The following is a 15,491-nucleotide window of genomic DNA, read 5'->3' as shown; positions in this document are numbered from 1 at the left end:
GCCAGTGAGCACCGCCCATCAGTACTGGGCCCTCACCCTGCACCCGGATCCGGTCAAGATCGCCCGGCTGGCCCCCGGCAGCGACGTCCCGGACTGGGCCCGCGGCGGCGAGCCGCTGTCGTCGGTGACCTGGAACGCCGAGGAGACCTCGATCATCGCGCCTGCCGACCGGGTGCCCCCGGAACTGGCCCAGGCCGGGCCGTTCCACCCCTTCCAAATCGAGGGGCCGCTCGACATCACGCTCACCGGCGTGATGAGCGGCTTGCTCGCCCCACTCGCCGAGGCCCGGATCCCGGTCATCACGCTGTCCACGTTCGAGACCGACTGGATCCTGGTGCCCGCCGACCACGTGGAACGGGCCGCGAATGTGTGGCGCTACAACGGACATTCGGTCGTCATGGTGCCGAACACCGACCCGGTCGGGCCGACCGAGAACGAGGAGAAGCTGACGTGAGCATCACCTTTCCCGAGGGATTCCGGGCGGCGGGGGTGACCGCCGGGCTCAAGGCGTCCGGCCGCCCGGACGTCGCCCTGGTCGTCAACGACGGCCCGCGGTACGTCGCCGCCGGCGTCTTCACGACCAACCGCGTCGAGGCGGCCCCGGTGACCTGGAGCCGCCAGGTCCTCACCGACCACCGCGCGGACGCCGTCGTGCTCAACTCGGGGTGCGCCAACGCCTGCACCGGGCCGCAGGGCTTCCTCGACACCCACCGCACCGCCGAGCACACGGCGGCCCGCCTGGGCTGCTCGGCGGGCGACGTGGTGGTGTGCTCGACCGGCATGATTGGCGAGCGGCTACCCATGGACACCCTCCTGGCCGGCATCGACGCCGCCGCCGTCGACCTCAACTCCGACGGCGGCGCGGACGCTGCCGACGCCATCATGACCACCGACACGGTGCGCAAGGAGGCCAAGCACGTGGCCGACGGCTGGTCCGTCGGCGGAATGGCCAAGGGCGCGGGCATGCTCGCGCCGGGCCTGGCGACGATGCTCGTCGTCCTGACGACGGATGCGGTCGCCGAGCCCGCCGATCTCGACGCGGCGCTGCGCGAGGCCGCCCGGGTGACCTTCGGGCGGGTCGACTCCGACGGCTGCCTGTCCACCAACGACACCGTCGTCGTGCTCGCCTCCGGCGCCGCCGACATCACGCCGGGGCGGGAGGCACTGCAGGCGGCCCTGACGTCCGTCTGCGCCGACCTCGCCCGCCAGCTCGTCGCCGACGCGGAGGGCGCCAAGCACGACGTCGCCATCCGGGTCGAGCACGCCGCGACCGAGCAGGACGCCGTGGAGGTGGCCCGAGCCGTCGCCCGCAGCAACCTCGTTAAGTGCGCGATCTTCGGCAACGACCCCAACTGGGGACGCATCGTCGCGGCCGTCGGCACGACCGAGGCGGCCTTCGAACCCGCTCACCTCGACGTGACGATCAACGGCGTGCAGGTCTGCCGGGACTGCGGCGTCGGCGACGACCGCTCGGGCGTCGATCTGAGCGCCCGCGAGGTGCACATGACCATCGACCTCAAGGCCGGCGAGGCCGAGGCGACGGTGTGGACCAACGACCTGACCCACGATTACGTTCACGAGAACTCGGCGTACAGCACATGAACCCCACGACCCCGAACCCCGACCTCGCGACCGGCCCCCTCGGGACCGTCGGCGCTCCCGGTGTCGCCGCCACCGGCGCCGCCGCCGCTGCCGTTTCCGGCGGTGCCGGAAACGGCCTGAGCGACGAAGACCGGCACCGGGCGGCCACCCGGCACCTGCGCACCCTGCGCGACCAGACGAGCCTGGCCGCAGCGGCTGACAAGGCCCAGGTCCTCGTCGACGCGCTGCCGTGGCTGGAGCGGTTCCGCGGCTCACTCATCGTCGTCAAGTACGGCGGCAACGCCATGACCGACGAATCGCTCAAGCGCGCCTTCGCTCAGGACATCGCCTTCCTGCGGTACGCCGGGTTGCGGCCCGTCGTCGTGCACGGCGGCGGCCCGCAGATCGGGGCCATGCTGAAGCGGCTCGGGATCACCAGCGAGTTCCGCGCCGGCCTGCGGGTCACCACCCCGGAGGTCATGGACGTCGTCCGCATGGTGCTCATGGGCCAGGTCGGGCGGGAGCTCGTCGGCCTGCTCAACGAGCACGGCCCGATCGCCGTGGGCCTGTCCGGCGAGGACGCGAACCTTTTCGGCGCGCGGCGCCGCGGCGCCGTCGTCGACGGCGAGGAGGAGGACATCGGGCTGGTCGGCGATGTGGTCCAGGTCAACCCCTCGGCCGTCCGGGACATCCTGGCCGCCGGCCGAGTGCCCGTCGTGGCGACGATCGCCCCCGATCTCGACGGCGACGGCGTCCTCAACGTCAACGCCGACACCGCCGCCTCCGCCCTCGCGGTCGCCCTGGACGCCCGCAAACTCGTCGTCCTCACGGATGTCGAGGGCGTGTACGCCGCCTGGCCGGACAAGTCGACCCTGCTGTCCGGCCTGAGCGTGTCGGAGGCCGAGGAGCTGCTGACCACGGTGGACTCCGGGATGGCGCCCAAGCTCGAGGCGTGCGTGCGCGCCGTGCGCGGCGGCGTACCGCAGGCGCACGTCATCGACGGGCGCGCCCCCCACTCGCTGCTGCTCGAGGTCTTCACCGGCGAGGGCATCGGCACGATGATCCTGCCCGACGAGGAGAGCGACGCATGACCCCGGACCCCACGGCCGAGACGACGGCCCCGCCGCCCGAGGGCGACACGGCGCAGAGCCGGCTCCTGGACCGCTACGCCCACTCGCTGCTGCCCGTGTTCGGCCGGCCGCAGCTCGTGCTCACCCATGGCTCGGGGAGCCACGTGTGGGACGCCGACGGCCGGCGCTACCTCGACCTGCTCGCCGGGATCGCCGTCAACGCGCTCGGGCATGCGCACCCGGCCCTCGTGGCCGCGGTGCGTGCCCAGGCCGAGCGGATGATCCACATCAGCAACTTCTTCACCAGTGCCCCGCAGATCGAGCTGGCCGAGACGTTGCTGCGGCTCGCGGGCGCGCCGGAGGGGTCGGCGGTCTTCTTCACGAATTCGGGCACCGAGGCCATCGAGGCGGCCATCAAGCTCTCGCGGCGTACCGGCCGGACCCGCCTCCTGGCCGCCGAGGGCGCGTTCCACGGGCGGTCCACCGGGGCGCTGGCGCTGACCCACAAGGCCGCCTACCGGGAGCCCTTCGCGCCGCTGCTCGGCGACGTGACACACCTGCCCTACAACGATGGCGCCGCACTGCGCGCCACGTTCGAGCGGGACGGCGCGGCCATCGCCGCTCTGGTGCTGGAGCCCACCCAGGGCGAGGCGGGCGTCGTCCCGGCCTCGGCGGACTACCTGCGCCTGGCCCGCGAGCTGTGCACTCGCCACGGCGCCCTGCTGATCCTCGACGAGGTGCAGACGGGCGTCGGGCGGACCGGCCGTTGGTTCGACCACGAGCGCGCCGGGATCCGCCCGGACGCGATGACCCTGGCGAAGGGGCTCGCCGGGGGAGTGCCGATCGGCGCCATGATCACCTATGGGCCGGCCGTGACGGGGCTGCTCACCGCCGGCCAGCACGGTTCGACGTTCGGGGGGAACCCGCTGGCCTGCGCCGCCGGGCTGGCCGTGTGTCAGACGCTGGAGCAGGAGCACGTGCTGGACGACGTCCGGCTCGTCGGCGACAAGATCGCGGCCGGCGTTCGCGGCCTGGCCCACCCCAGGATCGCCGAGGTCCGCGGGGAGGGGCTGCTGCTCGGCATCAGCCTGCGGGACGAGGGGGCCACCGCCCTCGCCGCCGGGCTGCTGCAGGAGGGCATCATCGTCAACGCCCCGAACCCGGCCACCCTCCGACTTGCGCCATCCTTGCTGCTCAGCCCGGATGAGGCGGATACCTTCGTGGAGGCACTCCACTCCCTGCTCGACGAAAGGGCGGCCCCATGACGGGCATGACCGGCAACGCCGTACGGCACTTCCTGCGCGACGACGACCTCACGCCGGCCGAACAGGCCGAGCTCATCGACCGCGCGATCGCGCTGAAACAGAACAGGTTCGGGGCCCGCCCCTTCGAGGGTCCGCAGGCGGTCGCGATCATCTTCGACAAGCCGACGCTGCGCACCCAGGTCTCGTTCATGGCGGGCATCGCCGAACTCGGCGGGTTCCCGTTCGTGGTGGACGGGAACCTGGCGCAGATCGGTGTGCGCGAGTCCATCGCCGACTCGGCCAAGGTGCTGACCCGGCAGGTCTCCGCCATCGTGTGGCGCACCGGGGCCCAGGAGCGGATCGAGGAGATGGCCGCGAATTCCACCGTCCCCGTGGTCAATGCGCTGACCGATCAGTTCCACCCGTGCCAGATCCTGGCTGATCTGCAGACGATCAAGGAGCACAAGGGCAGCCTCGCCGGGCTGACCTTCGCCTACCTCGGCGACGCCGCCAACAACATGGCCAACTCCTACGCCCTGGGGATGGCGATGGCGGGGATGCACGTGCGGATCGCGGGTCCCGGCGGCCACCAGCCCGCCCCCGAGATCGTTGCCCGCGCCACCGAACTCGCGGCCCAGACCGGGGGCTCGGTGACCGTCACCGGCGACGGCCGGGAGGCGGCAGCCGGCGCGGACGTCGTCGTGACCGACACCTGGGTCTCGATGGGCATGCAGGCGGAGAAGGCGCAGCGTCGCGGCGAGGGCAATCCGTTCGCCTCGTTCCAGGTCAACGACGCCGTCATGGCGGTGGCCCAGCCGGACGCCATCTTCCTGCACTGCCTGCCGGCCTACCGCGGCTTCGAGGTCTCCGCCTCCGTGATCGACGGTTCGGCCTCCGTGGTCTTCGACGAGGCCGAGAACCGACTCCACGCCCAGAAGGCGCTCCTCGCCTTCCTGGTGGAGGCCAGTCGCTGACCCAGGAGGTCCCGTGACCGTCGCCCAATCCCGCACCGCGCGACACGCGCGGATCGTGGAGATCCTGTCGCGCACGTCCGTCCGGAGCCAGGGCGAGCTGCTGGAGCTGCTCGCCCAGGACGGTCACGAGGTCACCCAGGCGACCCTGTCGCGCGACCTCGTCGAGATCGGTGCGGTGAAGGTGCGGCAGGGAAAATCCCTGGTGTACGCCGTGCCGGGCGAGGGCGGCGATCGCACCCCGCGCCCCGCGGAGCTGGATGGCGAGATCGACGCGCGGCTGCGGCGCCTCTGCGAGGACCTGTTGTTGACGGCGACAGCCTCGGCCAACCTGGTCGTGCTTCGCACCCCGCCGGGGGCGGCGAACTACCTGGCCTCCGCGATCGACCGCGCCGGCGGGGACGACATCGTCGGCACGATCGCTGGGGACGACACGGTGCTGGTGATCACCACGTCCCCGTCGGGCGGCGAGGCCGTCGCCGACCGACTCCTGGCCCTCGCGGCGGGTGAGTGAGCGCTCCTGGCCACCGCAGACCCACCGCCCCCCGACGTACCGACCTACCTGACGTAAAGGACTGCCGTGACGCACGATTCGAGCACCGATCGCCCCCTGGCTCTCTGGGGGGGTCGGTTCACGGGCGGCCCGGCCGAGGCCTTGGCCGCCCTCAGCAAGTCGACCCACTTCGACTGGCGCCTCGCGCCCTATGACCTCGCCGGGTCCCGCGCCCACGCCCGCGTGCTGCACGCCGCCGGGCTGTTGGACGAGCAGAGCCTCGCCACGATGCTCGCCGGCCTGCGTGACCTGGGCCGCGACGTGGCCGACGGCACTTTTGTGCCGGCCCCCGACGACGAGGACGTCCACACGGCGCTGGAGCGCGGACTCATCGAGCGCGTCGGCGCGGAGGTGGGCGGTCGGCTCCGGGCGGGCCGGTCCCGCAACGATCAGGTGGCCACGCTGTTTCGGATGTACCTGCGCGACCACGCCCGCAGCTGCGCCGGCCTGCTGTTGGACGTGGTGGACGCCCTGACCGGCCAGGCCGCGGCGCACGCGAATGCGCCCATGCCGGGCCGCACCCACCTGCAGCACGCCCAGCCGGTGCTCCTCGGGCACCACCTGCTCGCCCACGCGTGGACCCTGCTGCGCGATGTCGACCGGTGGCGCGACTGGGATCGTCGGGCGGCCGTCTCGCCGTACGGTTCCGGGGCGCTCGCGGGGTCCTCTCTCGGCCTGGATCCGGTCGCCGTGGCGGCCGACCTCGGGTTCGAGTCCGCCTGCGAAAACTCGATCGACGGTACGGCGAGCCGCGACTTCGCCGCCGAATTCGCCTTCGTGGCAGCGATGTCGGCCATCGATGTCTCACGGTTCGCCGAGGAGGTGTGCCTCTGGGCGACCAAGGAGTTCGGCTTCGTCACCCTGGACGACGCGTACTCCACGGGGTCGAGCATCATGCCCCAGAAGAAGAACCCGGACGTGGCGGAGCTCGCCCGCGGCAAGGCCGGCCGGCTGGTCGGCGACCTGGCCGGACTGCTCGCCACGCTGAAGGCCCTCCCGCTGGCCTACAACCGCGACCTCCAGGAGGACAAGGAGCCCGTCTTCGACGCGGTCGACACGCTGGAGCTGCTTCTGCCCGCGGTCGCCGGCATGACGACGACTCTGGTCTTCCACGTCGAGCGCCTCGCCGAGCTCGCCCCGCAGGGGTTCGCGCTTGCCACGGACGTCGCGGAGTGGCTGGTTCGGCAGGGCGTCCCGTTCCGCGTCGCGCACGAGGTCGCCGGCGCCTGCGTGCGCGTGTGCGAGCAGCGGGGCATCGAGCTGTGGGATCTCAGCGACGCCGACCTGCAGGACATCTCACCGGACCTGACGGCGGGCGTGCGCGCGGTCCTGTCCGTCGAGGGATCGGTCTCCTCGCGGGACGCGCAGGGCGGCACGGCACCCGCGCGGGTCGCCGAGCAGCTCGCGCGGGCGAAGGCGGCCGCGGCGGCGGCCCGGGCGTGGGCCGACGATCGGGTCGTGGTGCGTGACTGAACCGGGCGGCGTAGAGGGGCTGGCCGGGCCGCGCGGGCCGGATGGGCCGTCAGTGTGGCGTGGTCCGGATGGTCCGGCGGAGCCGGTCGGCCCTGGCTACGGCCCGCGGCTGCCCGCGGCCTTCTTCGACCGGCCGGTGCTGCAGGTGGCGCGGGAGCTGCTCGGGTGCGTCGTCGTGCACGCCGGGGTGGCGGTGCGGCTGGTGGAGGTCGAGGCGTACGACGGTGAGCGCGACCCGGGCTCGCACGCCTACCGCGGGCGCACTCCCCGCACCGAGGTGATGTTCGGTCCGCCGGGGGGCCTGTACGTCTACTTCACCTACGGGATGCACTACTGCGCGAACCTCGTGTGTGGCCCCGCGGGCACGGCGGCCGCCGTGTTGTTACGGGCCGGTGAGGTCGTCGAGGGTACGGACCTCGCGGCACAGCGGCGGCTTCCGCGGCGGGCAGGCGGGGCGGGGTCGGCCGCCGGGCGTCCCATGCCCGCGCGGGATCTGGCCCGCGGCCCCGCGCGCCTGGCCACCTGCCTGGCGCTGGGCCGATCCGAGAACGGGCTGCGCCCGACCGAGCGGGACTGTCCGGTCGCGGTGTTCGGGGGCGCCGCGGTGGACCCGGGTCTGGTGCAGTCCGGGCCGCGCGTGGGCGTCGCCGGACCCGGCGGGGACGCCCGCGAATTCCCCTGGCGATTTTGGGTGGCCGGCGCCCCGCACGTCTCGGCGTACCGGCCCGCCGTTGCCCGGCGCCGGCGGTCCTGAGGGAAGATGACCCTGCACTGCGGGGGAACCGCCCCGTTCGGCGACCGTCGGTCGCCGGCGGTTCCCCGCATCGACGGAAGGTGACGCGACGTGGGGAACGTTCTGGACGAGTTGACCTGGCGCGGCCTGGTGGCACAGTCCACCGATGAGGCCGCCCTGCGGGAGGCGCTCGGCGGACAGCTCACGGTCTATTGCGGGTTCGACCCCACGGCGCCGTCGCTGCACTTCGGCAACCTGGTCCAGCTGGTCGTCCTGCGCCATCTGCAGCGGGCCGGGCATCGGGTGATCGGCCTGGTGGGGGGCTCGACCGGGCTCATCGGGGATCCGCGCCCCAGCAGCGAGCGGGTGCTGAAGACCAAGGTGCAGACGGCCGCCGACACCGAGCGAATCGCGGCCCAGGTCCGCCGGATCCTCGGGGCGGACGCGGCTTCCACGACCTTCGTGAACAACCTGGACTGGACCCAACCGATCTCGGCGCTGGACTTCCTGCGCGACTACGGCAAGCACTTCCGGGTCAACCAGATGATCCGCAAGGACGCCGTCGCCGCCCGGCTCACCTCCGAACAGGGGATCAGCTACACGGAGTTCAGCTACCAGATCCTGCAGGCGTTGGACTACCTGCACCTCTACCGGGAGCACGGCTGCACGCTGCAAACCGGCGGCAACGATCAGTGGGGCAATCTCACCGCCGGGGTGGACCTGATCCACCGGGTCGAAGGCGCCACCGTGCACGTGCTGACCACACCGCTGCTCACCGACTCCTCGGGCGAGAAGCTCGGCAAGTCGATGGGCAACAGCCTGTGGCTGGACCCCGACATGACCTCGCCGTACGCGTTCTACCAGTACTTCCTCAACGTCGAGGATGCGTCCGTCATCACGCTCGTCAAGGTCTTCACCGAACGCTCCCGCGAGGAGATCCAGGAGCTGGAGCGGCAGGTCGCGGAGGAGCCGTTCAAGCGCACGGCGCAACGCACCCTGGCGACCGACATCACCCGACTCGTCCACGGGTCGGCGGCGGTGGATGCCGTCCAGGCCGCCTCCGAAGCGTTGTTCGGCAAGGGCGACCTGCGCGGCCTGGACGAACGCACCCTGCGCGACGCCACGGCGACAGTGCCCAGCGGCGACCTGCCGGTGGGGGCGACGGTCGTGGAGGCATTGGTCGCGACCGGGCTGGTCGACTCGCGCAACGCCGCACGCCGCGTCCTTGCCGATGGCGGGGTGTCGCTCAACAATGCCAAGGTCGTCGACGCCGAGGCGGTGCTGGGGGAGGACGACTTCCTGCATGGGCAGGTAGCGGTCCTCAAGCGCGGCCGAAAGTCGATGGCGACCGTACGTCGGGTGGGCTGACGCGCCGTCTTGGCGTGCTTGGCCGGGCGAGGCGTGCTTGGCCTGCTCGGGGCGGGCCGCTCTGGACGCGTCCGGGGAGCCTCGGCGGGCGCACGCAGCGCTCCGTCCGGCCTCGGTTCGGTCGCCTTCGGTGCGTGACAACGCCGTGACCAGCCGATTTGGTAGCTGGCCGCAGGGTGTCTACAGTATTCCGAGTCAGCCCGACCGGGAGGAACGAACACCGCAGCGGTGGTCGGTCCCGAAGGCTGGCAGCCCACCTCAGCACCGTCGACCTCGCGTCGACCGCCTCGCTGCGAACAGCGGCAAGTTGAGGAGCGGATCTCGAATCTGCTACAGTGGTGGGCCGGTTCGTGAGTCGCAGGGACGTTAAGTTCCAGACGATCGACCAAAACCTCGCAGCGTGCGACGCCGGGTCATTCGTGACTCGGTAGCGGACGTGCAGCCGATTCTTGAGAACTCAACAGCGTGCCGAAAATCGATGCCAATTGTTTGTTGGTTTCAAGTCAATTTTGCACCCTGTTTTGGGGTGTGTGTTGGTTTGGGGTCAGGGTTTTTCCTGGCTTGGCGCCTTTTGGGTGTTGGGTTGGGGTTTGTTTGTTTATGGAGAGTTTGATCCTGGCTCAGGACGAACGCTGGCGGCGTGCTTAACACATGCAAGTCGAACGATGAAGCCCTTTCGGGGGTGGATTAGTGGCGAACGGGTGAGTAACACGTGAGTAACCTGCCCTTCACTTCTGGATAACTCTCGGAAACGGGGGCTAATACAGGATATGACTCGAGCCTGCATGGGTTTGGGTGGAAAGATTTTTTGGTGGGGGATGGGCTCGCGGCCTATCAGCTTGATGGTGGGGTGATGGCCTACCATGGCGACGACGGGTAGCCGGCCTGAGAGGGCGATCGGCCACACTGGGACTGAGACACGGCCCAGACTCCTGCGGGAGGCAGCAGTGGGGAATATTGCACAATGGGCGAAAGCCTGATGCAGCGACGCCGCGTGAGGGATGAAGGCCTTCGGGTTGTAAACCTCTTTCGTCAGGGAAGAAGCCTTTCGGGGTGACGGTACCTGGAGAAGAAGCACCGGCTAACTACGTGCCAGCAGCCGCGGTAATACGTAGGGTGCGAGCGTTGTCCGGAATTATTGGGCGTAAAGAGCTTGTAGGCGGTTTGTCGCGTCTGCCGTGAAAATCCAAGGCTTAACTTTGGACGTGCGGTGGGTACGGGCAGGCTAGAGTGTGGTAGGGGAGACTGGAATTCCTGGTGTAGCGGTGAAATGCGCAGATATCAGGAGGAACACCGATGGCGAAGGCAGGTCTCTGGGCCATAACTGACGCTGAGAAGCGAAAGCATGGGGAGCGAACAGGATTAGATACCCTGGTAGTCCATGCCGTAAACGTTGGGCGCTAGGTGTGGGGCTCATTCCACGAGTTCTGTGCCGCAGCTAACGCATTAAGCGCCCCGCCTGGGGAGTACGGCCGCAAGGCTAAAACTCAAAGGAATTGACGGGGGCCCGCACAAGCGGCGGAGCATGCGGATTAATTCGATGCAACGCGAAGAACCTTACCAAGGCTTGACATACACCGGAAAAGTGCAGAGATGTGCTCCCCGTAAGGTCGGTGTACAGGTGGTGCATGGTTGTCGTCAGCTCGTGTCGTGAGATGTTGGGTTAAGTCCCGCAACGAGCGCAACCCTCGTTCCATGTTGCCAGCACGTGATGGTGGGGACTCATGGGAGACTGCCGGGGTCAACTCGGAGGAAGGTGGGGATGACGTCAAATCATCATGCCCCTTATGTCTTGGGCTTCACGCATGCTACAATGGCCGGTACAAAGGGCTGCAATACCGCGAGGTGGAGCGAATCCCAAAAACCGGTCTCAGTTCGGATTGGGGTCTGCAACTCGACCCCATGAAGTCGGAGTCGCTAGTAATCGCAGATCAGCAACGCTGCGGTGAATACGTTCCCGGGCCTTGTACACACCGCCCGTCAAGTCACGAAAGTCGGTAACACCCGAAGCCGGTGGCCTAACCCTTGTGGGGGGAGCCGTCGAAGGTGGGACTGGCGATTGGGACTAAGTCGTAACAAGGTAGCCGTACCGGAAGGTGCGGCTGGATCACCTCCTTTCTAAGGAGTCAACACGTTGGTGCTGCGCCCGTTGGGGGCGTGGGCTGGTGTTGCTGGGTGGAACATCGATTTTTGGCTGCGCCTGGTTCTGGTGCGCGTGTGAGTACGACCTCCTGCTGTGGTGGGGGGTGGGGAAAGCGGTGCGTGTCAGGGGGTGGGTGTGGTCGTGGTGCGCTGTTGGGTTTTGAGGGCTCGGCTGCTCTGCCTGCGTCCTGCAGGGTCATCACCGGTGGTGGTGGGTCTGGGGGTGTGTGGGTGGGTGGTGGGGTGCTTGTGGTGGGGTCTGCCGGTCGTATACCCGGTCTCTTCCTCCGGTGTGGGGGTGGGGTTGTGTGGTGCGGCGTGGGGTGGGTTTTGCTGGTGGGTGGTGTTTTGAGAACTGTATAGTGGACGCGAGCATTTTTGCTTTTTGGTCAAGTTTTTAAGGGCATACGGTGGATGCCTTGGCACCAGGAACCGATGAAGGACGTGGGAATCTGCGATAAGCCTCGGGGAGTTGATAACCGGACTGTGATCCGAGGATGTCCGAATGGGGTAACCCGGCTGGAGGCAAGTCCAGTCACCTGCACCTGAATGTATAGGGTGTGTGGAGGGAACGCGGGGAAGTGAAACATCTCAGTACCCGCAGGAAGAGAAAACAAGAGTGATTCCGTGAGTAGTGGCGAGCGAAAGCGGATGAGGCTAAACCAGGCGTGTGTGATACCTGTCAGGGGTTGCATGTTTGGGGTTGTGGGAGTTTTCTTTGTCGATGCTGACACGTCGGCGCGCAGTGAGAAATCCATGCTGTAGGCGAACGGTCTTGAAGGGCCGGCCAGAGACGGTGGTAGCCCGGTAGCTGAAATGGTGTGGACTGCGTGGGGAATTTCCCGAGTAGCACGGGGCTCGAGGAATCTCGTGTGAATCTGGCGGGACCACCCGCTAAGCCTAAATATTACCTGGTGACCGATAGCGGACGAGTACCGTGAGGGAAAGGTGAAAAGTACCCCGGGAGGGGAGTGAAATAGTTCCTGAAACCGTGTGCCTACAATCCGTCGGAGCCTCTTTGTGGGGTGACGGCGTGCCTTTTGAAGAATGAGCCTGCGAGTTAGTGCTTCGTGGCGAGGTTAACCCGGGTGGGGTAGCCGTAGCGAAAGCGAGTCTGAATAGGGCGTTTGAGTCGCGGGGTCTAGACCCGAAGCGGAGTGATCTACCCATGGCCAGGTTGAAGCGCCGGTAAGACGGCGTGGAGGACCGAACCCACTTAGGTTGAAAACTGAGGGGATGAGCTGTGGGTAGGGGTGAAAGGCCAATCAAACTCCGTGATAGCTGGTTCTCCCGAAATGCATTTAGGTGCAGCGTTGCGTGTTTCTTGCCGGAGGTAGAGCTACTGGATGGCTGATGGGCCTTACCGGGTTACTGACGTCAGCCAAACTCCGAATGCCGGTAAGTGTAAGCGTGGCAGTGAGACTGCGGGGGATAAGCTCCGTAGTCGAGAGGGAAACAGCCCAGATCACCAGCTAAGGTCCCTAAGCGTGTGCTAAGTGGAAAAGGATGTGGAGTTGCGATGACAACCAGGAGGTTGGCTTAGAAGCAGCCACCCTTGAAAGAGTGCGTAATAGCTCACTGGTCAAGTGATTCCGCGCCGACAATGTAGCGGGGCTCAAGCACACCACCGAAGCTGTGGCAGTGACATATTTCCCGAGCCTTCGTGGTTCAGGGGTGTTGCTGGGTAGGGGAGCGTCGTGTGGCGGGTGAAGCGCCGGAGTGATCCAGGTGTGGACGCTACACGAGTGAGAATGCAGGCATGAGTAGCGAATGGCGAGTGAGAAACTCGCCCGCCGAATGACCAAGGGTTCCAGGGTCAAGTTAATCTGCCCTGGGTAAGTCGGGACCTAAGGCGAGGCCGACAGGCGTAGTCGATGGACAACGGGTTGATATTCCCGTACCGGCGAAGAACCGCCCATATCGAGGCCAGGGATGCTAAGCACCTGAAGCTTGCTTTAACCCCGCTTTCGGGTGGGGAGGGCAAGGGGAGCGTGTGACCCGATCTGGTAGTAGGTAAGCGATGGAGTGACGCAGGAAGGTAGCCTCCGCGTGGCGATGGTTGTCCACGTCCAAGCAGGTAGGACGAGGCCTAGGCAAATCCGGGTCTCATAGTGTCTGAGATGTGATGGTGACACCGTTTGGTGGAAGTAGGGTGATCCTATGCTGCCGAGAAAAACTTCTAGCGAGGTTTGAGCCGCCCGTACCCTAAACCGACTCAGGTGGTCAGGTAGAGAATACTAAGGCGATCGAGTGAATCGTGGTTAAGGAATTCGGCAAAATGCCCCCGTAACTTCGGGAGAAGGGGGGCCTTACCCTTGAAGCAGCTTCGCCTGCTAGGGGGGAGGGCCGCAGAGACCAGGGAGAAGCGACTGTTTACTAAAAACACAGGTCCGTGCGAACACGTAAGTGGAGGTATACGGACTGACGCCTGCCCGGTGCTGGAACGTTAAGGGGACTGGTTAGTGCCCTTTGGGTGCGAAGCTGAGAACTTAAGCGCCAGTAAACGGCGGTGGTAACTATAACCATCCTAAGGTAGCGAAATTCCTTGTCGGGTAAGTTCCGACCTGCACGAATGGCGTAACGATTTCTCCACTGTCTCAACCGCGAACTCGGCGAAATTGCATTACGAGTAAAGATGCTCGTTACGCGCAGAAGGACGGAAAGACCCCGGGACCTTTACTATAGCTTGGTATTGGTGTTCGGTACGGCTTGTGTAGGATAGGTGGGAGACTGTGAATCTCATGCGCCAGCATGGGTGGAGTCAACGTTGAAATACCACTCTGGTTGTACTGGATGTCTAACTTCGGACCATGATCTGGTTCAGGGACAGTGCCTGGTGGGTAGTTTAACTGGGGCGGTTGCCTCCCAAAAGGTAACGGAGGCGCCCAAAGGTTCCCTCAGCCTGGTTGGCAATCAGGTGTTGAGTGTAAGTGCACAAGGGAGCTTGACTGTGAGACAGACATGTCGAGCAGGGACGAAAGTCGGGACTAGTGATCCGGCCATGGCTTGTGGAAGCGTGGTCGCTCAACGGATAAAAGGTACCCCGGGGATAACAGGCTGATCTTGCCCAAGAGTCCATATCGACGGCATGGTTTGGCACCTCGATGTCGGCTCGTCGCATCCTGGGGCTGGAGTAGGTCCCAAGGGTTGGGCTGTTCGCCCATTAAAGCGGTACGCGAGCTGGGTTTAGAACGTCGTGAGACAGTTCGGTCCCTATCCTCTGTGCGCGTTGGAAACTTGAGAAGGGCTGTCCCTAGTACGAGAGGACCGGGATGGACGAACCTCTGGTGTGTCAGTTGTTCTGCCAAGGGCACCGCTGATTAGCTACGTTCGGAAGTGATAACCGCTGAAAGCATCTAAGCGGGAAGCACGCTTCAAGATGAGGTTTCCGTGACACTTCGAGTGTTGAGAGGCTCCCAGCTAGACGACTGGGTTGATAGGCCAGATGTGGAAGCACAGTAATGTGTGGAGCTGACTGGTACTAATAGGCCGATGACTTGACTAAACCTTCAGCATGTAATGTTCGCGTCCACTGTACGGTTCCCGGAACACCAACCAAGTTTTGTGGTGGTTAGTACGATAAGGTTACGGCGGTCATAGCGAAAGGGAAACGCCCGGTCCCATTCCGAACCCGGAAGCTAAGCCTTTCAGCGCCGATGGTACTGCACTGGTGACGGTGTGGGAGAGTAGGACGCCGCCGGACAACACTTCAGTGGAAGGGGTCCACCCGCGAGGGTGGGCCCCTTCCTGCATTCCGCCCCCTCTTCCCTCGGCGCTGCCGCCCGCAGGGCAGGCTTTCGCTAGGGTGGTGCGGAACGTGCGAAACGTCAGGATTGAAAAGGGGAAACCGGTGGCTCCAGACGGGCCTGGGAGCGACGCGAGCCGCTGGACTCGGGTAGAGGCGAACGCGCAGACAGCTCCGCCGCAGGATGATGCGCTCACGGGGTCTGCCGCAGACGCAGCTCCTCGGCAGGACGCGGCCCCGACGAGCCCTCCTGCCGACGCAGCTCCAACGCACGATGCGGTCCCGGCGGACTCTGCCGCGTCGGCACCTGCGGAGCATCGAGGTCGTGATGAGCGGCCCGCGCGACAGGGTCGACGTGATCGTGAGGGTGGCGGCGATCGTCGAGACGGACGGCCGGATCGTGGTCGCGGGCGGTCCGACCGCGACCCGCGGGGCGAACGCGGCGGCCCCCGGGGCGATCGCAGCGGATCCCGGGGCGCTCGGCGGGATGGACCATCGGAATCCCGAGCCCGCGGGGCCGGCCTCCCGACGGGGGAAGGATCCGGTGGCGCAGCGCTATCCCGCGCCCAAGGGGACGAAAGCGCGATGTCGGTGCCTGGAGCACACGGCGA

General features: G+C 66.6%; 9 protein-coding genes and 3 rRNA genes. All 12 read left to right on the top strand.

Annotated elements, in window-relative coordinates:
• Positions 1–4: 4 nt before the first annotated feature.
• Positions 5–454, top strand: coding sequence for an ACT domain-containing protein (locus tag IPK37_00060; GenBank protein QQS00953.1), 450 nt, complete (start codon positions 5–7; stop codon positions 452–454).
• On the top strand, positions 451–1,602 hold the full coding sequence (gene argJ, locus IPK37_00055) for a bifunctional glutamate N-acetyltransferase/amino-acid acetyltransferase ArgJ (GenBank protein ID QQS00952.1): 1,152 nt from the start codon (positions 451–453) through the stop codon (positions 1,600–1,602). The genes IPK37_00060 and argJ overlap by 4 nt, the downstream gene beginning before the upstream one ends.
• A complete protein-coding gene (gene argB / locus IPK37_00050; GenBank protein QQS00951.1) occupies positions 1,599–2,672 on the top strand; it encodes an acetylglutamate kinase in 1,074 nt (357 codons plus the stop codon). Before argJ ends, argB begins: the two co-directional genes overlap by 4 nt.
• A complete protein-coding gene (locus tag IPK37_00045) occupies positions 2,669–3,916 on the top strand; it encodes an acetylornithine transaminase (GenBank protein QQS00950.1) in 1,248 nt (415 codons plus the stop codon). Before argB ends, IPK37_00045 begins: the two co-directional genes overlap by 4 nt.
• A 5-nt stretch (positions 3,917–3,921) precedes the next feature.
• Entirely contained in the window at positions 3,922–4,869 is a 948-nt protein-coding gene (gene argF / locus IPK37_00040) for an ornithine carbamoyltransferase (GenBank protein ID QQS02562.1), read from the top strand.
• A gap of 13 nt (positions 4,870–4,882) precedes the next feature.
• Complete coding sequence (locus IPK37_00035) at positions 4,883–5,380, top strand: arginine repressor (GenBank protein ID QQS00949.1); 498 nt, start codon at positions 4,883–4,885, stop codon at positions 5,378–5,380.
• Positions 5,381–5,446: 66 nt separating this feature from the next.
• Positions 5,447–6,892: an argininosuccinate lyase gene (argH, locus tag IPK37_00030; GenBank protein QQS00948.1), complete on the top strand. Its 1,446-nt coding sequence runs from the start codon at positions 5,447–5,449 to the stop codon at positions 6,890–6,892.
• Between the two features lie 52 nt (positions 6,893–6,944).
• Positions 6,945–7,646: a DNA-3-methyladenine glycosylase gene (locus IPK37_00025; protein ID QQS02561.1), complete on the top strand. Its 702-nt coding sequence runs from the start codon at positions 6,945–6,947 to the stop codon at positions 7,644–7,646.
• Positions 7,647–7,736: 90 nt separating this feature from the next.
• Positions 7,737–8,993: a tyrosine--tRNA ligase gene (locus IPK37_00020; GenBank protein ID QQS00947.1), complete on the top strand. Its 1,257-nt coding sequence runs from the start codon at positions 7,737–7,739 to the stop codon at positions 8,991–8,993.
• Positions 8,994–9,590: 597 nt separating this feature from the next.
• Positions 9,591–11,111: ribosomal RNA gene (locus IPK37_00015) — 16S ribosomal RNA — on the top strand.
• Positions 11,112–11,522: 411 nt separating this feature from the next.
• A 23S ribosomal RNA gene (locus tag IPK37_00010) occupies positions 11,523–14,640 on the top strand.
• An 81-nt stretch (positions 14,641–14,721) separates the two neighbouring features.
• Positions 14,722–14,838, top strand: a 5S ribosomal RNA gene (gene rrf / locus IPK37_00005).
• The 16S, 23S and 5S rRNA genes sit together here, the layout of an rRNA operon.
• Positions 14,839–15,491: the final 653 nt, after the last annotated feature.

The organism is Austwickia sp. (assembly GCA_016699675.1).
Lineage (GTDB): Bacteria > Actinomycetota > Actinomycetes > Actinomycetales > Dermatophilaceae > Austwickia.
Note: the sequence above shows the minus strand (reverse complement) of the source record. Positions and strands in the feature narration are given on the sequence as shown.

What these genes read in the sequence shown, in the direction of transcription:
- argB (QQS00951.1), top strand. Translation starts at nt 1,599, where the DNA reads ATGAACCCCACGACCCCGAACCCCGACCTCGCGACCGGCCCCCTCGGG.
- IPK37_00045 (QQS00950.1), top strand. Translation starts at nt 2,669, where the DNA reads ATGACCCCGGACCCCACGGCCGAGACGACGGCCCCGCCGCCCGAGGGC.
- argF (QQS02562.1), top strand. Translation starts at nt 3,922, where the DNA reads ATGACCGGCAACGCCGTACGGCACTTCCTGCGCGACGACGACCTCACG.